Source organism: Streptomyces sp. NPDC008092, from assembly GCF_042957285.1.
Classification (GTDB): Bacteria; Actinomycetota; Actinomycetes; order Streptomycetales; family Streptomycetaceae; genus Streptomyces.
The window spans coordinates 217,678-234,868 of sequence record NZ_JBIBHY010000003.1 but is presented as its reverse complement, the minus strand read 5'-3'; the positions used below and the strand labels follow the sequence as shown (position 1 = coordinate 234,868).

The window sequence follows — 17,191 nt, the reverse complement described above, 5'->3', positions numbered from 1 at the left end:
CCCCACTCGTGTTCCCGGGGGGCAGCGGCCTCAGGCGCGCTTCGCGTCGTCGTACGCCGTCCGGGCGCGCTCCACGTCCGCCATCCGCCGCTCGGTCCACAGGGCCAGGTCCCGCACCTGCTGGGCGGCCTCGCGGCCGAGGTCGGTGAGGGAGTAGTCGACGCGGGGCGGGATGACGGGCTTGGCGTCGCGGTGGACGAGGCCGTCGCGTTCCAGGGTCTGCAGGGTCTGGGTGAGCATCTTCTCGCTGACCCGGCCGATCGCCCGGCGCAGCTCGCTGAAGCGGTGCGGGCGGTCGAGGAGCTGGATCAGGACCAGGACGCCCCAGCGGCTGGTGACGTGCTCCAGGACCAGGCGGTACGGGCACATCTCCACACCGACGACGTACGTCCCGGCCTTCGGCGCGGCTTCGATCTTGGCTTCGACTTCAGCTTTGGCTTTGGCTTTGGCTTCGGCTTGGGTTTCGGCTTCGGCTTGGGTTTCGGCTTCGGCTTCGGCTTCGGCGGCACTTACGGGCATGCCAGTACCTTACTTCAAAGTGGGTACTTTCTTCTGGTTAGCGCTCCTCCTAGGGTTAGTGGCATCGGAACCCCACAAGGAGATCGCACACCATGAGCATCGTTGTCACCGGAGCCACCGGACACCTCGGCCGTCACGTCGTGACGCAGCTGCTGGAGAAGGTCCCGGCCGAGCAGATCACCGCCGTCGTGCGCGACGAGGCCAAGGCCGCCGACTTCGCCGCCGCGGGCGTGACGATCGCCGTCGCGGACTACAACACCCCCGAGACCTTCGACGGTCTCTTCGCCGCCGGCGACAAGGTGCTGCTGATCTCCGGCAACGAGTTCGACAAGGGCCGCCCCGCCCAGCACAAGGTCGTCATCGACGCCGCCAAGGCGGCCGGCGTGGCCCTGCTGGCGTACACCAGCGCCCCGGGCAGCCTGCACGCCTCGCTGGTGGACGACCACCGGGCCACCGAGGAGGTGCTGCTCGCCTCCGGCCTGCCGTACACCCTGCTGCGCAACGGCTGGTACCACGAGAACTACACCGAGAACCTCGCCCCGGTCCTCGCGCACGACGCCGTCGTCACGGCCGCCGGCGAGGGCCGGGTCTCCTCGGCCTCCCGCGCCGACTACGCGGCCGCCGCGGTGGCCGTGCTGACCGGCGAGGGCCACGAGAACCAGACGTACGAGCTGGGCGGCGACGTCGCCTGGAGCTTCGCCGAGTACGCGGCCGAGCTCACGAAGCAGACCGGCAAGGAGATCGCCTACAACTCCGTGCCCGGCGAGGTACTCCAGGGCATCCTCACCGGCGCGGGCGTGCCGGAGATGTTCGCCGCGATCCTGGTCGACGTCGATGCGTCGATCGCCAAGGGCGAGCTGGTCGTCGACTCCGGCGACCTCTCCCGTCTGGCCGGCCGCCCGACCTCCCCGATCTCGGAGGCGATCACCGCCGCGCTCAAGTAGACCCGGAAGAGACGACCCACCCCGGTCTGTCATGACCGTATGCCGATACGGCCATGACAGACCGGGGTGCTCGGCGCTACCTTCGTCCCGGTGTGCTGAAGAAACTGGGCGTGAGGAGGGCCGGTGGCCGACATATCGAAGGGTGAGCGGCGGACAGGACTGGTGAACGGCTTCGCGGCCTACGGGATGTGGGGGCTGGTCCCCCTGTTCTGGCCGCTGCTGAAGCCCGCCGGGTCGGTGGAGATCCTGGCCCACCGGATGGTGTGGTCCCTCGTCTTCGTCGCCGTCGCACTCGTCTTCGTACGGCGCTGGGCCTGGGCGGGCGAGCTGCTGCGGCAGCCGCGCCGGCTGGCCCTGGTGACGGTCGCCGCCGCCGTGATCACCGTCAACTGGGGCGTCTACATCTGGGCCGTGAACGCCGGGCACGTGGTCGAGGCGTCCCTCGGCTACTTCATCAACCCCCTGGTGACCATCGCCATGGGCGTGCTGCTGCTGAAGGAACGGCTGCGGCCGGCGCAGTGGGCGGCGGTGGGCGTCGGATTCGCCGCCGTCGTCGTGCTGGCCGTCGGTTACGGGCAGCCGCCGTGGATCTCCCTCGTCCTCGCCTTCTCCTTCGCCACCTACGGACTCGTCAAGAAGAAGGTCAACCTCGGCGGCATCGAGTCGCTCGCGGCGGAGACCGCGATCCAGTTCCTGCCGGCGCTCGGCTATCTGCTGTGGCTGGTCGGCCACGGCAAGTCGAGCTTCGTCAACGACGGCGCCGGGCACGCGGCCCTGCTGGCCTCCACCGGCATCGTCACCGCCGTCCCGCTGGTCTGCTTCGGCGCCGCCGCGATCCGCGTGCCGCTCTCCACGCTCGGCCTGCTGCAGTACCTGGCACCGGTCTTCCAGTTCCTGCTCGGCATCCTCTACTTCCACGAGGCCATGCCCGCTGAGCGCTGGGCCGGCTTCGCCCTGGTCTGGCTCGCCCTCGCCCTGCTCACCTGGGACGCGCTGCGCACCGCCCGCCGGGCCGCGCAGGCGCTCGCGGCGGCGCCGGTACCACGGCCGGCCGCCCCGGTCGCGGAGACTCCCGCAAGTCAGGTGTGACTGTCGGAGCCGTCGGCTATAAGTGGGCGGCATGACGCAGACGCCCGCACCCCTGCACTGGAAGCTCGTCGTCGACGCCCGTGACCCGCACGCGCAGGCCGACTTCTGGGCCGCCGCGCTGCACTACGTGGCCGAGGACAACAGCGCGTTCGTGGCCCGGCTGCTGGAGCTGGGCGCGCTGCCGGGCGCGGCGACCCTGGAGTACCACGGCCGGGCCGCCTTCCGTGACCTGATCGCCGTACGGCACCCGGACGACCCGTACGACGAGGAGCGCGGGACGGGGCTGGGACGGCGGCTGCTGTTCCAGCGGGTGCCGGAGGCGAAGTCCGGCAAGAACAGGCTCCACATCGACCTGCACGCCGGGGAGGGGCGGCGGGCGGACGAGGTGGCGCGCCTGGAGGCGCTGGGCGCGGCCGTGGTGCGGCATGTCTCCGAACCCTCCGGGGCGTGGACCGTGATGGCCGATCCGGAGGGCAACGAGTTCTGCGTGCAGTGACGACGGCGGCGACGCTCAGGCGTTCCCGGCCGCGCGACGGGCGCGTTCCGTGAGGCGGGCCATCCGGGCGCGGGCCGACTCCAGGTCCTCGGCGTCGTCGGCCGCCGGGCCCTCCTCGGCGGCGAGCTGCGCCCACAGGTCGATCAGCTCGCGGCCCAGGCGCAGCCCGTGCTCGGGGTCGCGCACCGCGCGCCAGGCGGTCGCCGCGCTCCGCACGTTCCCGTAGGCCGCCTCGCCGTCCCGCGCGTGCCGGCGCTGCCGGGCCAGGTCGAGGGAGAGGTGGAAGGCCCGCACCGGGTCGCCCGCCAGGTAGGAGATGTACGCCGTCAGCTCGCCCAGGTGCAGGACCTCGGTGTGGTCCTCGCCGAGGACCGCGGCGGCCTTGGCGACGGTGCGCTCCGCGAGCTCGGCCGCCGCTTCGATACGGCCCGTCCGGACGGCCTCGTTGATCCGCGCCACCGGCTCGGTGAGCAGCGCGGCCCCTTCCGCCGTCAGCGTCACGGGCTCGTCCCCGAGCACGCCCTCGGCGACCGCGTCGAAGCCGCGGGCGGGGGTGGGGGTGGCACGGGGGTCGGGGTCCGGGTTCCGGTCGGCCGGCGGCGCTTCGGGGGCGGGGGCGGAGGCCGTCTCAGCGGCCGGAGCAGAGGCAGGAGCAGGAGCCGGAGGGCTCATCACGGGCGGCGGGCCGAAGACGCCGGTGGGCGGCCGCACGGTGCCCGGAGCGGGCGGCAGGGGCGGGACCACGGCCGGCGGGACGGGCGGTGTCGGCGGCACCGGCGGTGCCGGCGGGGCGGCGGGCGGTTGCGGCACCGCCCGCAACGGCCGCAACGCCTGCTGCGGGAACGCGGGCACCACGGCCTGCGCGGGTTCCTTCGGTGCCGGTTCCTTCGGTGCCTGTTCCTTCGGTGCCTGTTCCGTCGATGCCGTTTCCGTCGGAGTGGATGGCTGCGGCGCGGATGCGTTCGGCCCGGATGCGTTCCGCGCGGGCTGTTCCGCCGTTTCGGCCGCCGGTTGGGCCAGGCGCACCGGGTCGCCGGTGAAGCTGCTGGAGCCGTCCAGGTTCACCTGGAGGGGGACCACATAGCCGATGCGGGTGTCGTGGACGGTGGCGAGGACCGGCCGGCCGGCGGCGCGGGCGAGGCGCTGGAGGTGGTTGAGGACCGCCTGCTGGGGTTCCTCACCCGGACCCGGGAACAGCGGTACGCCGTCCACGGACGCGGCCGCGCCCGCCACCCGGACGTCGACCGGTACCAGGCGCCCCTCGTGCTGGACTTCCCGCTTCTCCTCGCGGCTGAGTCGGGACATCGGCCCTCATTCCCCCGGCGTCACCATCCGGTCGTACCCAGGTCGTACTCGTGCGTACGATCCAGTGTCTCCGCCCGGCACGACTCGCGCGTCACCGCGACGTCACAGCCTCGCACCAGGAAGGAGCGCCCGGCGGGCCCCGGCCGGACCAGGACCCTGCGGGCCCCGCTAGGCCGTGATGTCCCTCGTCGTGAACCGCGCCCAGGCCGCCGATCCGAACACCGCCGTGTACAGGGCCTGCAGCTCCAGGTTCTTGACCAGGTCGTCCCAGTAGACGGGGTCGCGCATCAGGTCGGCGAAGGACAGCCAGTAGTGGGAGAAGAAGTACGGCTGCAGCGCGTGCAGCTGGGGTATCTGGTCGAGGATCTGGACCGTGATGAGCAGGCCCACGGTCGTCGCCATGGCCGCGATGCCGCTGTTGGTCAGGGTGGACACGAACAGGCCGAGGGCGGCGAGGCCGGCCAGGGACACGGCGACCACCAGGGCGATCAGCAGGGCGCGGCCGAGGCCGTCGGCAAAGGAGATCCGGGTGCCCGAGATCGTCGTCAGGTCGCCGAGCGGGAAGAGGAGTGCACCGACGGCGAGCGCGGAGGCCGCCACGACCAGGGTCGCGACCAGGCAGAAGGCCATCGTCGTCGCGTACTTGGCCAGCAGGAGGCGGGTGCGGCCCGCCGGGGCGACCAGCAGATAGCGCAGGGTGCCGGCGTCGGCCTCGCCCGCGACCGCGTCCCCGGCGACCACTCCGACGGCCATCGGCAGGAAGAACGGGAGGGTCGCGGCCAGTGCCGTGAACACCAGGAACAGTCCGTTGTTGGTGACCTGGGCGATGAACGCCGGGCCCGCGCCGCCGCCTCGGCCGACCTCCCCGCCGCCCCGCGTCTCGATCCGGACGGCGACCCCGACGAGGATCGGCACCGCCGCCAGTACGCCCAGCAGGGCGAGGGTGCGCCAGCGGCGGAACGTGGTGACGAGTTCGCTGCGCAACAGGCCGAGGCTCCACAGCGGGTTCGGCCGTGCGGCCGCTGTGTCCGGGACGGCCAGGTCAGCCCGCGACATCGAAGCCCTCTCCGGTCAGTGCCACGAACGCGTCCTCCAGGGAGGCCCGTTCCACGGTGAAGCCGCGGACCCGGACGCCCGCCGTGACGAGCGCCGCGTTCACCTCGGCGAGGTCGCGCTCGGGCGGCTCGCCGGTCACCCGGTCCTCGGCGACGACGACGTCCGCGACGCCCTGCTCCTTGAGCACCCGGGCCGCCTCCGCGGGGTCCGGGGTGGTCACCACGAGCCGGCCGCGGGCCCCGGCCACCAGGTCGGCCACCGCGCCCTGGGCGATCAGCCGGCCCTGCGCCATCACGGCCGCGTGGCTGCAGACCTGCTCGATCTCGTCGAGGAGGTGGGAGGAGAGGAAGACGGTGGTGCCGTCCCCGGCCAGCTCCCGCACCAGGGTGCGGATCTCCCGCATGCCCTGCGGGTCGAGGCCGTTGGTCGGCTCATCCAGGACCAGCAGCCTGCGGGGCTGGAGCAGCGCGGCGGCCAGGCCCAGGCGCTGCTTCATGCCGAGGGAGTAGGCCTTCGCCTTCTTCGCCGCGGCGGCCGCGAGGCCCACCCTCTCCAGCGCGGCCTCGACGCGGGCGCGCCGGGTGCGGGGGTCGGCGGCCGGGTCGGCGGCGTCGTACCGGAGCAGGTTGTCGCGGCCGGAGAGGAAGCCGTACAGCGCCGGGCCCTCGATGAGGGCGCCGACCTGCGGCAGTACGACACGGGAGGCGCGCGGCATCGGGTGGCCGAGGACGCGGGCCGTGCCCGAGGTGGGGGCGATCAGGCCCATCAGCATGCGGATGGTGGTGGTCTTGCCGGAGCCGTTCGGGCCGAGGAAGCCGAAGACGCTGCCCGCGGGGACGGTCAGGTCGAGACCGTCCACGGCGAGCTGTCCGCCGCGGTAGCGCTTGGTGAGGCCGCGGGTGTCGATGACACCCGCGGCCACCGGCGCGTCGTCCCCCGGGTCCCCGGGGTGCCCGGAGTTCCCCGGGTCCTCCGGCTCCCGCTCCGCGGCGGACGGTCGGTCCATCGGCTCCCTCGATTCGTCGTGCGGCAGAGGGTGCTGACCGCACCCGCGCCGCCCTCTCTGCTACCCCGCGTCGGCGGCCTTCACCAGCGCGGCCTTGTCGACGGCGCCGACGTACACCTTCCCGTCGTCCGTGATCAGGGCGTTGATCAGCCGGGTGGAGAAGACGGTGCCCTTGCCGAACTTGCCGGAGACGGGGTCTCCGAGCGAGCCGAGGAAGCCGCTCAGGTCGCCGCCGGCGGCGGAGCCGGAGCCGGTGGGCAGCCCGCCCTTGCTGCCGGTGTCAAGGACGGCTATGGAGTTCCAGCCCTTGCCGAGGACGTCGAAACCGGACTTGTCGAGGCCCTTGGCGGAGCCGTGGCCGGGCGTCTCGGAGGCCTTGCCTCCCTTGTCCCACCCGTCGGTCCCGGTGTCCTTGCCGGCCTTGTCGCCCTCGGTGACCTTGGCGCCCTTGGGCGGGGTGAAGTCGAAGGTGGAGGCGGCCGGCTTCGCGAAGCTGACCTGGGTGTAGCCGGCGTCGATCACGGCCGCGCCGCCGCTCGACGGGGTGAGCGTGAACTTCAGCGGGGTACCGGTCCTGGCGTCCACCGCGATGCTGATCGCGCCGACCGTCGTACCGGACTGCTTGGGCTTGATGACGAGCCGGTAGGCGTCCCGGCCGGCCACCTGGGCGGTGCCGTCCACCGTCACCGACGTGGTGTCGTCGACCGACTTGAGGACCTCGTCGGCGAAGTCCTTGGGCGTGGCGGGGGTTTCGTGCTGCTCGGCCTTGCCGGAGTCGGCGGCGGTGGAGTGGTAGACCTCGTTGGACTTGCTGTCGTAGCCCCACACGTCGGTGCCGTTGTGGATGAGGCTGTACTCGGCGCCGCTCTCCAGCACCGACACCTTCTGCTTCTCGGGGCCGTCGGCGGCCACCCGCAGGGTGTGCGTGCCGGAGGCCAGCTCGGTGAGCTTGCTCGTCGGGTCGGCCGACGAGCCGTCGCCGCCGCCCTGCGTCGCGCCCGACAGCAGGCCGCTCTCCAGACCGCCGAGGTCGGGCAGGCCGAGGTCGGTGCTGATCTTCACGGTGCCGGACAGCTGCTGCACGTCCGACTTGGCGATCTTGTCGATGAGTTCCTGCGCGGTGATCTTCGGCAGGTCGGGGTCGCCGGAGTCGGCGAGCGCCGGGACCAGGCCGATGGTGGCCGCGGCCACGCCTACCACCGCGACCGGGACGACATATCGTGCGGCCTTGCGCCGCCGCTCGGCGCGCAACTCGGCGCGCAGCTCGTCGTCCGCCTGCGCGGCCCCCGTGCTGTCGTCGGATTCGTACGGTGCCATGTGTGCCTTACCTCCGTCGTCGGCGGCGGCCGTCCTCGCACGTGTCCCACCCTGAGCCGCCATTCTCACCCGAATCGGTGAGTGGTGGTGATTTCCGTGGTTTCCATCTCACCAAATCGAGGGCGGTCAGTCGTCAGCCCACGGAGCCAACTCCGCGTACACCTGCGGTATGACACAAGGGTGGAGGCGCCTCCCGTGACCCGTAGGGGTCGTGCGGCGAAGGCGCCTCCTGTCACGTGCCGTGTCGGCTCAGTGCTGCACGAACACGTAGTCCGCCCGGTAGGGGACGCCGACGACGGCGCCCGGGGTGCAGGAGCCGGCCGGGGCGACGCCGCCGACGGTGTTCAGGCGCAGGATCTCGCCGGTGTGGGCGAGCAGCCCGTGCTTCTTGCCGGACCGGGTGGTCTTGAGGTCCAGTTCGGGGATGTTGCCGGTGCCGTTCGCCGTCTTGGTCAGGACGGCTCCGGTGACCGCGGTGCCGTCGGGTGCGACCCACTGCGGGGTACCGGAGTTCGGTGCGACGAAGGAGTGGCGGATACCGCCGCCGAGCTTGGCGCTGACATCGCGCTGGGCGAAGGCGTAGCCGCCGCCGTCGGCAGGCTTGCACTCGTAGATCTGCCTGCCGGTGACGACGGAGGCCTGGAAGCCGCCCTTGAGGCCGGAGACGGTGGTGACGGCGTGCAGCTGGCCGCGGAGGGCTCCGCCGGGGAACTCGGCGGTGTGCAGGTTGGCGTAGAAGGCCCCGGGGTCGGTGGTGAGCTGCTTGAGCAGGGCCTTGTCGGTGACCTTGACGCTGCCGGTGACGCTGTGGCCCTTGGCCTTCTTCAGCAGCTTCCCGAAGTCGATTTTGACGCCGCCGTTGGTGCCCTTGGCGCCCTGGTGGATGTGCAGGTCGGTGGGCCTGCCGGTACCGCGCCAGGTCACGGCGACGGTCACCTCGTCCCCCTTGACCTGGATGAACTCCAGCGCCGCACCGTCCTTGTCCCCGACGGCGGGTCCACCGGCGACGGGCACCTCGTTGGCGCCGCGCAGGCTGGCGGCGAGGACGACGGAGGCGGTGGAGCCGTGACCGGCGGTGGAGCCGTGGCTGGTGGCGGCCGATGCCGGGACGGCGGTGAGGCCGAGAGCGGTGACGGTGATGGCGGCGGCGACGAGGCTCTTGCGGCGCGTTGCGTCGATGACCATGATTCCGTTTTCTCCCCCTGTGTCAGCCGACGCCCCCTGCGTCGGCTTCTGGGTAGGAGTACGGAACGCGTCCTGGATTGGACTCAGTCCAATTATGTGACCTGGGTCACATATCGGACTATCCGGCTCGGTGCACCACCGCGTCGCACAGCTCCACCAGCGCGGCCTTCGGGTCGCACTCCGGAAGCGGAGCCAGCGCGGCCCGCGCCTCCTCCGCATACCGGACCGCGTCCCGGCGGGCCAGCTCCAGCGCCGGATGCGCCCGCAGCGCCGTCAGCGCCTCCGCGTGCCGCGCGTCGTCCGTGAGGTCGGAGTCCAGCAGCTCGCACAGGGCGATGTCCTCGGCCAGCCCCAGCCGGGCCGCCCGCTCCCGCAGCCGCAGCACCGGAAGCGTGGGGACGCCCTCGCGGAGGTCCGTCCCCGGGGTCTTCCCGGACTCCTGGGAGTCGGAGGCGATGTCCAGGACGTCGTCGGCGAGCTGGAAGGCGACACCGAGCCGTTCGCCGTACTGGGTGAGGACGTCGACGACCGTCTCGTCGGCACCGGAGAGCATGGCGCCGAAGCGGCAGGAGACCGCGACCAGCGAGCCGGTCTTGCCGCTGAGCACGTCGAGGTAGTGCTCGACCGGGTCACGACCGTCCGACGGGCCTGCCGTCTCAAGGATCTGACCGGTCACCAGCCGCTCGAACGCGAGGGCCTGGACCCGGACCGCCTCGGGGCCGAGGTCGGCGAGGATCTGGGAGGCGCGGGCGAAGAGGAAGTCGCCGGTGAGGACGGCGAGCGAGTTGCCCCAGCGGGTGTTGGCGCTGTCGACACCGCGCCGCACGGCGGCCTCGTCCATGACGTCGTCGTGGTACAGCGTGGCCAGGTGGGTGAGCTCGACGACGACGGCCGACGGCACGACACCGGGCGCGTACGGGTCGCCGAACTGCGCGGCGAGCATCACCAGCAGCGGGCGGAACCGCTTCCCGCCGGCCCGGACGAGGTGCTGCGCGGCCTCCGTGATGAACGGGACCTCGCTCTTGGTGGCTTCTAGCAAGCCCTCCTCGACAGCCGTCAATCCGGCCTGGACATCGGCTTCCAGAGCCTGGTCCCGCACGCTCAGCCCGAACGGCCCGACGACGGTCACGAGGGGTCTCCTGTCTGCTGGTGTCTACTGGCGATTACACGGTTTGTCGATAGGTCGCTGCCATCACTCAAGTCAGCGTATCCGGTCAGGTTTCGATCACCGATAGCGCCCACGGTTACACCCCGGGCGCTATCGGATCACGACCGTTATGTTTTTGATCAGCCGATACGACCTGACATCCACTGACTTAACAGGAAGTGCCCACAGTTGTCCCGAACCGGGGCCCGGGTCGTGTCCCGCATCGGGCTCCGCGCCGGGTCCGGATCCCGGGTGACGCCACCCGCCCGGGCGTACCCCTTCCACCGCCCGTCCAAGCCGGCGGGGGCACACGATGCACGAACGGCGGCACCCCGCACCCATCCGCACCCCCTTCCTCCACGGGACCACGCAGGACGACCTCCGCGATCGATCGGCCTGCACCCCTCGGCCTCCGCCCCCGGCCTGCGCCTCCTGGACCCATACCCCCCGACCGGCATCCCCGCCCGGGCTGCCGCCATGTCAACGACTCGCACCACAGGGGAGGTTCCGTCCTCACGGTGGACACCCGGACCGGCGATCCCCGCTCCCCGGCCCGCTTCCCCCGACCCACCCCTCCCGAAGTGACGAGAATCACGTGCACACAACGACCCTCGGCGCACCCCCGGCACCCGGACCCGTCAACCAGCCGCCTCGACCTTGCCGTTGAGCCCGACCGGCGGCACGCGCGCACGACAGAGGCACTCGTTCGAGCGAGCGGGACCGCCATCGAGGCGCACCCACTCCCGCAATTCGGACTAATAGCAAAAATCATCCACATCAGGACAACCGAGAGCGCAATTGCAACTAATGCGAGCGGGTCGGTATTCCGCCGAACCAGGAAAAAGACGGATTCCACCAGCCCCTTATGCCCGATTTGGCGTTATTGCGGTTTCGTGAAGTAGGTCACGTCGGCCCGGTTGCCACAAAGGCTGTTAGGCGACCCTTCCTTCCCTTTCCCTGCGGGCCAGTTGAGGGTTGGCAACCGCAAAGGATCAAGCACCCCATACGGCACAGATCAAGGTCAATCCGCACGTTGTATGAATCAGGCTCTTGTTTCGGACATGTGCTCTCGCATACGTTCCGGCTCGCCGGGCGGACGCCGAATCCTGCCGCCGCCCGTAGTGACCCATCGACGAGTTCATTCGCACGGCAGGAGCGGGGGACCCAGGTAAGTCGCCGGACCGGGCGGCCGACGTCACAGCACAGACGTCGTTCCGGAACGGCTAGGGGTGAAGTCGCATCGCCTTCGGGCGGTGCGGCCGGGCACTCCCCGGGCCCGAACCCGACAGCTCACCTCGCAGGCGACGGAGAGGAACTTCGCCATGCCTGCTGCCGCCCAGCACCGCCGTCCCCGCCGTAACCGCGTCCTCCGCACGCTTGTCGTCGCCGGAACCGGCGCCGCCGTTCTCGCCCTCCCGCTGATCGGGGCGACCACCGCCTCCGCCGCCGGGTCCACCACCACGACGGCCTCGACCACCCTTGCCGGGTACCCGAACAACCTCGACGGCTGGATCCGCGAGTCGCTCGCGATCATGCGGGAGAAGAGCATCCCGGGCACCTACAACGGCATCTACCGCAACCTGATGCGCGAGTCCTCCGGCAACCCGCGGGCCATCAACCTCTGGGACTCCAACGCGGCCAAGGGCATCCCGTCCAAGGGCCTGCTCCAGGTCATCGACCCGACGTTCAAGGCCTACCACGTGGACGGCACGTCGTTCGACATCTACGACCCGGTCGCGAACATCACCGCCGCCTGCAACTACGCCGCCGCACGGTACGGCTCGATCGACAACGTCAACGGCGCGTACTGACCCGGCCGACGCCCCGCGTCAGTCGAAGAGTCTTTCGAGGACGACGGCGATGCCGTCGTCCTCGTTCGACGTGGTGATCTCGTCGGCCAGCGCCTTGAGTTCGGGGTGGGCGTTGGCCATCGCCACCCCATGGGCCGCCCACTCGAACATCGGGATGTCGTTGGGCATGTCGCCGAAGGCGATGGCCTGTCCCGGGCTCAGCCCCAGCCGTTCGGCGGCCAGCGCGAGCCCGGTCGCCTTGGTCACCCCGCACGGCTGCAGTTCCACGGTCCCCGGCCCCGACATCGTGACCGTCGCCAGCGATCCGACCACCGAGCGGGCGGTCGTCGCCAGTTCGTCGTCGGACAGGGCGTGGTGGCGCAGCAGCACCTTGCTGATGGGCGCGCACCACAGGTCGTCGCGCCGGGCGACGCGCAGCGCGGGCAGCGTGGGATGGGGCATCAGGTAGCCCGGCTCGATGAGCGTGAGCCCGTCCACGCCGTCCTGGTCGACCGCCGCGTACACCTGGCCGACCTCGGCCTCGATCTTGCCGAGCGCGGTCTCCGCCAGCTCCCGGTCCAGGGTGACCGACCACAGCAGCCGGTCCGCGCCGGCGTCGTACACCTGCGCGCCCTGGCCGCAGACCGCGAGTCCCGTGCAGCCGAGGTCGTCGAGGAGCGGGCGCACTCTCGGGGCCGGCCGGCCGGTCACCACGAGGTGCCGGGCACCGGCCCGGGCCGCCCGCGCGAGCGCGGCGAGCGACCGTTCCGAGAGGGTGTCGTCGCCGCGCAGCAGCGAGCCGTCCAGGTCGGTGGCGATCAGTGAGTACGGGGAGGGTGCGGCCATGATCAGAGAATACGGACAGCCCGGCCCTGGGACTCACTGGGCGTTTGGACCTCAAGTGGCGCCCGCCGCCTCCGTGATGGGGCCGTTGTCAGTGGCGGGCGTTACGTTTTCCAGGACGCTCGGCAACGGCATCGAGGGCCCGGCCGACGGTGCGCTGCAGCCGAGGAGGGCCGACGGCTCGGACTCTGGTTCGACGGGGGCGGCGATGCCGCCGAACTGGACGGCACGCGCGGGTTGTTGGGGCTGGACTCCGCCGGCGCGGGAACCCGGCCGGCCCGGGATCCACACGACGGCGGTCGGACCGAGAAGATCCCCGGGCGGCCGCTGCCGGTGGTGGTCCTCGGGGCCGGGTGCCGGTCGGTCTCCGCGGTGTCAGGCGTGGGCCGCCGCCAGGTGGGCGGCCAGGCGCGGTGAGGCGAACTCCGTGCCGCACACGAACCGCATCACGGGACCGTACGACGCCGCCGCCGGGAGGCCCGTGAAGTACAGGCCGGGTACGGAGGAGACGTACCCGGCGCCGAGTCTGGGGGCGCCGCGCGTGACGGCGACACGGGTGCGCAGCCCGGAGCCGAGGAAGTCCATCGCGGCGGTGTCCACGCGGTAGCCGGTGGCGGCTATGACGTGGTCGGCGGTGAGTCGGTCGGTGCCGCCGTCGTGGGTGCGGACGGTGAGGACCGGCGCGCCGCCGGAGGTGTCGGCACCGGTCACGGCGGCGACCTCGCGGACCTCGACCTTGCCCTCGAAGCGGTCGCGCAGCCACCAGGCGCCGAGCGGGCCGAGCACCCGGCGCACCAGGTAGTGGCGGGTCTGCGCCGGGAGGTAGCGGTAGGGGTGCGGGTAGTAGCTGAGAGCCCACAGGGACCAGGCACGGCCGAACGGCGACTCCGGGCGCAGCTTCGGCTGGTCCCAGGGCGGGGCGCCGAAGGCGACCCTGCCGTGCCCCCGCGAGACCACCCGCACCCGGGCGCCGGCCTCCGCGGCGAGGGCGGCCGTCTCCAGCGCGGACTGCCCAGCACCTACGACGATCAGTTCCTTGCCGGAGAAACGGGTCAGGTCGTGGTGCTGGGAGCTGTGCGAGACCGGCCCCGCGGGTCCGTCGGCGCCCGCCCGGGCGAGCTCCGCGGGGAGGCGGGCGAGCCCGGACAGTCCGGTGGCGACGACGACCGCACGGGCGGTGAACGACTCCCCCGAGTCCAGCTCAAGTCCGAACCCCGCCGAGCCTTGCGCATCGCGCCGGTCCGCCTCGTGCCGCTCCGCCGTGTGCCGGTCTGCCGTGTGCCGGTTCACGGAGACCACCCGTACCCGCTCCAGCCGGGGCACCAGTTTCCGCTGGAACCACTCGCCGTAGCCGATGAAGGTCTCCACCGGGATGACGTCCTCGTCGGTCACCAGGCGGCGGGTGCCCACGGCGTCGCAGTAGTCGGCGAGGGTGTGCCCGTGCTGCGGGCAGTCCAGGCTGGAGGCGGCCGGGGTGGACTTCAGGATCATCCCGGCCGGCATGTGGTCGCGCCAGCTGACCATGGGGTCGCCGAAGACCCGGACGGGGATGCCGCGCGCCCGCAGATGGGCGGCGGTGGACAGGCCGAAGGGCCCGGCACCGATGACTGCTACCGGTTCGATCACGTAGTCCCTCCCCCAGGAACGTGGTGACTACTTCGTGGCGGCGCCGGAGCCGCGGCGGTTGGTGCGCCACAGCTGGTAGAGGTGCTTCGCACCCGGACGCACGAAGCGGGCGAGCATCGTGACGAACGGCAGCGGGTCGTCGCCCGCCAGCCAGGCCAGCTCGGTCCCGCTCGGCCGCTTCGGCGCGTGCGGCGTCGTGTAGCCGCTGCGGCGGTAGGCGAGGAGGGCGGGCAGGTCGATGTTCTCCACGACGTACCGGTGGCCGGCCCGCTGTTCCCCCTCCGGAACGCGGCGCCCGGTCAGGTCCAGGTGCATGGCGCGGACGACGTCCACCCCGGACTCGCTCTCGAAGAGCCGGAACTGGGCGCCCATGCGCGGGTTGAAGTCGAGCAGTTTGTACTGCCCGTCCCGCCGGTCGAAGCGCAGGTCGAGATCGATGACGCCGGTGAAGCCGATCTGCTTGATGAAACGCGCGGCGAGGTCGGCGAGTTCCGGGTTGTCGACGACGTACGCGTTCGCGGTCATGCCGGCGTGCGGCGGCCAGGAGCGGACCTTGACCCCGGTGAACAGGGCGCGCGGACTCGAGTCGGCGTCGAAGTAGGCGTGCACGATCCAGTCCTCGGCCTCCTCCCGCGGGAGGTACTCCTGGAGGATGACACCCGGATGGGTGCCCCAGTCACGGGCGAGGGTGAGCAGCCCCTCCCGGGTGGCGATCCGCGTCGTTCCGTTGACGGCGGGCTGCTTGCGCCGGACGAACGCCTCACGGTTCTTGGCGACGATCGGGAAGCGGGCCTTCTCCGCGAAGTCGACGATCTCGTCGTACGAGTCCGGGAAGGAGGCCGCCGGGCTCGGGATGCCGTGCTCCACGCACAGTTCGTGCAGGCCCTGTTTGCTCGCCAGCCGGCGGGGCAGTCCGGGGTCCACGCGCGGGAAGAGGAAGCGGTCGCCGAGCGCGTCCTGGTGCTCGGCGATCAGGACGGCGGCCTCCTCGTCGGTGGGGATCAGCACGGTCGGACGGCCGATGCGGCGGCCGATGCGCAGCAGTCCCTCGACGAGATGGTCCGGTTCCTCGGCGCCCGTTGTCGGCCATACGAACGCCCGTTTGAGATAACGGGACGAAGCCGCCGGTGTGTACGCGTCCTCTGTTATCGCGTACATCGGAACGCCCAGGCGGCCCAGGCTGCGAATCGCGCCGACCCCGCCGTGATGCAGCGGATAGTCGCCGAACTTGACGATCAGGCCCGGCACGTCGCGGTCCGCCTCGAACGGCACGCTGACGGCATTCCTGGCCACGGGTCCCCCCACGTGTCCCCCTCTACGGACCGGATCCACCCCGTCCGTGTCCCCCAAAGGACGCTAAGCCGGAATTGCCCCCTCCGACAAGGCCTATTAGGACATTGCGAACTCTTTAGACACTGTCACGACAGCCAACTCACCCGTAACGTGTGGCGCGACCACATGGAATGCCGCGGAACGCCATAGCGACGTCGCCACATGGCCGGCCCCGCGCGGCACGGATGAGAGCGAGGCAGTCACCCCATGCCCCCCTTGCCCCCCTTCGAGGTCCCCGAGGGTGATCCCTTCGGCCCGAACAACCTTCCGTATGGCGTGTTCTCGACCTCCGAGGGCACGGAACGGAGGGTCGGCGTCCGCCTCGGCGACCACGTCCTCGACGCCGGCGCCGCGGCCCTCGCCCTCGGCTCCCCGTACGCCTCCCTGCTCGCCCGGCCGACCCTCAACCCGCTGCTGGCCGCCGGCCGCACCACCTGGTCGGACGTACGGCGCGCCCTGACCGCCTGGGTGACCGTGCCCGCGCACCGCGAGACGCTCGCGCCCCTCCTGCACCCGCTGCCCGAGGTGACCCTGCACCTCCCCTTCGAGGTCGCCGACTACGTCGACTTCTACGCCTCCGAGAACCACGCCCGGAACGCCGGCCGCATCTTCCGCCCCGACGCCGCCGAACCGCTCACCCCCAACTGGAAGCACCTGCCCATCGGTTACCACGGCCGCGCGGGCACGGTCGTGGTCTCCGGGACGGACGTCGTACGGCCCTCGGGACAGCGGAAGGCACCCGCGGACCCGGCACCGTCGTTCGGCCCCTCGGTACGGCTGGACATCGAGGCCGAGGTCGGCTTCGTCGTCGGCACGCCGTCGCAGCAGGGCAGGCCGGTGGCGCTGGGCGACTTCAGGGAGCACGTGTTCGGGCTCTGCCTGCTGAACGACTGGTCCGCGCGGGACATCCAGGCCTGGGAGTACGTTCCGCTCGGCCCGTTCCTCGGCAAGTCGTTCGCCACCTCGGTCTCGGCGTGGATCACCCCGCTGGACGCGCTGGAGGACGCGCGGATCGCCCCGCCGCGGCGGACGCATCCGCTGCTGCCGTACCTCGACGACGCCACGGAGGAGCCCGCCGGTTACGACCTGCGGATCTCGATCGCGATCAACGGGGAGACGGTGTCCGAGCCGCCGTTCGCCACCATGTACTGGACCGCCGCCCAGCAGCTCGCCCACATGACGGTCAACGGAGCCTCCCTGCGCACCGGCGACCTGTACGGCTCCGGCACGGTGAGCGGCGCGGAGCCCGGGCAGCGCGGGTCGCTGCTGGAGCTGACCTGGAACGGACGCGATCCGCTCGAACTCCCGGACGGGAAGCGGACGTACCTGGAGGACGGCGACGTGGTGACGATGTCGGCATGGGCTCCGGGGCCGGGCGGCAGCCGGGTGGGGCTCGGGGAGGTCAGCGGGCGGGTCGTGACGGGGTGACGAGGGCGCCCGGCCCTGGGACGGAGGGGCGCGCCCGGATCGTCGTCGTCACCTGACTCGGGGCGCCCGGCACCGTCATACTGACGGGACACGCACCATGCGATGCGC

At 71.7% G+C, this 17,191-nt stretch carries 15 protein-coding genes and 1 riboswitch; of the genes, 5 read left to right on the top strand and 10 right to left on the bottom strand.

Annotated elements, in window-relative coordinates; translation table 11 throughout:
- Window positions 1-30: 30 nt before the first annotated feature.
- Window positions 31-369 carry a helix-turn-helix domain-containing protein gene (locus ACFZB3_RS10240; RefSeq protein WP_361283349.1) on the bottom strand — a complete coding sequence of 113 codons (339 nt, stop codon included), beginning with the start codon at window positions 367-369 and terminating at the stop codon, window positions 31-33.
- Between the two features lie 242 nt (window positions 370-611).
- On the opposite strand from ACFZB3_RS10240, the gene ACFZB3_RS10235 reads away from it, so the two are divergent.
- The 3 genes from ACFZB3_RS10235 to ACFZB3_RS10225 all read left to right on the top strand — a co-directional run bounded on the left by ACFZB3_RS10235 (window position 612) and on the right by ACFZB3_RS10225 (window position 3,048).
- The gene (locus ACFZB3_RS10235; protein WP_391372688.1) at window positions 612-1,463 is read left to right on the top strand and encodes an NAD(P)H-binding protein; all 852 of its coding nucleotides are present in this window, start codon (window positions 612-614) and stop codon (window positions 1,461-1,463) included.
- Between the two features lie 123 nt (window positions 1,464-1,586).
- Window positions 1,587-2,552, top strand: a complete 966-nt coding sequence (gene rarD, locus ACFZB3_RS10230) for an EamA family transporter RarD (protein ID WP_391372685.1) — start codon at window positions 1,587-1,589, stop codon at window positions 2,550-2,552.
- Between the two features lie 31 nt (window positions 2,553-2,583).
- The gene (locus ACFZB3_RS10225) at window positions 2,584-3,048 is read left to right on the top strand and encodes a VOC family protein (protein WP_391372682.1); all 465 of its coding nucleotides are present in this window, start codon (window positions 2,584-2,586) and stop codon (window positions 3,046-3,048) included.
- A gap of 15 nt (window positions 3,049-3,063) precedes the next feature.
- Here the strand turns inward: ACFZB3_RS10225 and ACFZB3_RS10220 are convergent, their stop codons facing one another.
- The 6 genes from ACFZB3_RS10220 to ACFZB3_RS10195 form a co-directional block, all read right to left on the bottom strand.
- On the bottom strand, window positions 3,064-4,353 hold the full coding sequence (locus ACFZB3_RS10220) for a tetratricopeptide repeat protein (protein WP_391372679.1): 1,290 nt from the start codon (window positions 4,351-4,353) through the stop codon (window positions 3,064-3,066).
- A 168-nt stretch (window positions 4,354-4,521) separates the two neighbouring features.
- The gene (locus ACFZB3_RS10215; protein WP_391372676.1) at window positions 4,522-5,409 is read right to left on the bottom strand and encodes an ABC transporter permease; all 888 of its coding nucleotides are present in this window, start codon (window positions 5,407-5,409) and stop codon (window positions 4,522-4,524) included.
- Window positions 5,396-6,415, bottom strand: a complete 1,020-nt coding sequence (locus tag ACFZB3_RS10210) for an ATP-binding cassette domain-containing protein (RefSeq protein WP_391372673.1) — start codon at window positions 6,413-6,415, stop codon at window positions 5,396-5,398. Before ACFZB3_RS10210 ends, ACFZB3_RS10215 begins: the two co-directional genes overlap by 14 nt.
- A 60-nt stretch (window positions 6,416-6,475) precedes the next feature.
- A complete protein-coding gene (locus tag ACFZB3_RS10205; protein WP_391372670.1) occupies window positions 6,476-7,732 on the bottom strand; it encodes an outer membrane lipoprotein carrier protein LolA in 1,257 nt (418 codons plus the stop codon).
- A 249-nt stretch (window positions 7,733-7,981) separates the two neighbouring features.
- Complete coding sequence (locus ACFZB3_RS10200) at window positions 7,982-8,917, bottom strand: CHRD domain-containing protein (protein WP_391372667.1); 936 nt, start codon at window positions 8,915-8,917, stop codon at window positions 7,982-7,984.
- A 118-nt stretch (window positions 8,918-9,035) separates the two neighbouring features.
- A complete protein-coding gene (locus ACFZB3_RS10195; protein WP_391372664.1) occupies window positions 9,036-10,046 on the bottom strand; it encodes a polyprenyl synthetase family protein in 1,011 nt (336 codons plus the stop codon).
- A 1,138-nt stretch (window positions 10,047-11,184) separates the two neighbouring features.
- Window positions 11,185-11,381, top strand: a riboswitch (cyclic di-AMP (ydaO/yuaA leader).
- 5 nt (window positions 11,382-11,386) lie between these two features.
- On the opposite strand from ACFZB3_RS10195, the gene ACFZB3_RS10190 reads away from it, so the two are divergent.
- Window positions 11,387-11,875 carry a transglycosylase SLT domain-containing protein gene (locus ACFZB3_RS10190; RefSeq protein WP_391372661.1) on the top strand — a complete coding sequence of 163 codons (489 nt, stop codon included), beginning with the start codon at window positions 11,387-11,389 and terminating at the stop codon, window positions 11,873-11,875.
- A gap of 18 nt (window positions 11,876-11,893) precedes the next feature.
- Here ACFZB3_RS10190 and ACFZB3_RS10185 read toward each other — a convergent pair whose 3' ends face one another.
- From ACFZB3_RS10185 to ACFZB3_RS10175, 3 genes are all read right to left on the bottom strand, one after another.
- Window positions 11,894-12,700 (bottom strand): Cof-type HAD-IIB family hydrolase, encoded by an 807-nt coding sequence (locus ACFZB3_RS10185; RefSeq protein WP_391372659.1) that lies wholly within the window; start codon window positions 12,698-12,700, stop codon window positions 11,894-11,896.
- A 372-nt stretch (window positions 12,701-13,072) separates the two neighbouring features.
- Window positions 13,073-14,323, bottom strand: a complete 1,251-nt coding sequence (locus tag ACFZB3_RS10180; RefSeq protein WP_391372656.1) for an FAD-dependent oxidoreductase — start codon at window positions 14,321-14,323, stop codon at window positions 13,073-13,075.
- A 27-nt stretch (window positions 14,324-14,350) separates the two neighbouring features.
- A complete protein-coding gene (locus ACFZB3_RS10175; protein WP_391374006.1) occupies window positions 14,351-15,595 on the bottom strand; it encodes an ATP-grasp domain-containing protein in 1,245 nt (414 codons plus the stop codon).
- Window positions 15,596-15,871: 276 nt separating this feature from the next.
- On the opposite strand from ACFZB3_RS10175, the gene fahA reads away from it, so the two are divergent.
- Window positions 15,872-17,083: a fumarylacetoacetase gene (fahA, locus tag ACFZB3_RS10170; protein WP_391374003.1), complete on the top strand. Its 1,212-nt coding sequence runs from the start codon at window positions 15,872-15,874 to the stop codon at window positions 17,081-17,083.
- Window positions 17,084-17,191 lie beyond the last annotated feature (108 nt).

What these genes read in the sequence shown, in the direction of transcription:
- ACFZB3_RS10240 (WP_361283349.1), bottom strand. Translation starts at nt 369, where the DNA reads ATGTGCCCGTACCGCCTGGTCCTGGAGCACGTCACCAGCCGCTGGGGC.
- ACFZB3_RS10235 (WP_391372688.1), top strand. Translation starts at nt 612, where the DNA reads ATGAGCATCGTTGTCACCGGAGCCACCGGACACCTCGGCCGTCACGTC.
- ACFZB3_RS10225 (WP_391372682.1), top strand. Translation starts at nt 2,584, where the DNA reads ATGACGCAGACGCCCGCACCCCTGCACTGGAAGCTCGTCGTCGACGCC.
- ACFZB3_RS10220 (WP_391372679.1), bottom strand. Translation starts at nt 4,353, where the DNA reads ATGTCCCGACTCAGCCGCGAGGAGAAGCGGGAAGTCCAGCACGAGGGG.
- ACFZB3_RS10215 (WP_391372676.1), bottom strand. Translation starts at nt 5,409, where the DNA reads ATGTCGCGGGCTGACCTGGCCGTCCCGGACACAGCGGCCGCACGGCCG.
- ACFZB3_RS10210 (WP_391372673.1), bottom strand. Translation starts at nt 6,415, where the DNA reads ATGGACCGACCGTCCGCCGCGGAGCGGGAGCCGGAGGACCCGGGGAAC.
- ACFZB3_RS10205 (WP_391372670.1), bottom strand. Translation starts at nt 7,732, where the DNA reads ATGGCACCGTACGAATCCGACGACAGCACGGGGGCCGCGCAGGCGGAC.
- ACFZB3_RS10200 (WP_391372667.1), bottom strand. Translation starts at nt 8,917, where the DNA reads ATGGTCATCGACGCAACGCGCCGCAAGAGCCTCGTCGCCGCCGCCATC.
- ACFZB3_RS10190 (WP_391372661.1), top strand. Translation starts at nt 11,387, where the DNA reads ATGCCTGCTGCCGCCCAGCACCGCCGTCCCCGCCGTAACCGCGTCCTC.
- ACFZB3_RS10185 (WP_391372659.1), bottom strand. Translation starts at nt 12,700, where the DNA reads ATGGCCGCACCCTCCCCGTACTCACTGATCGCCACCGACCTGGACGGC.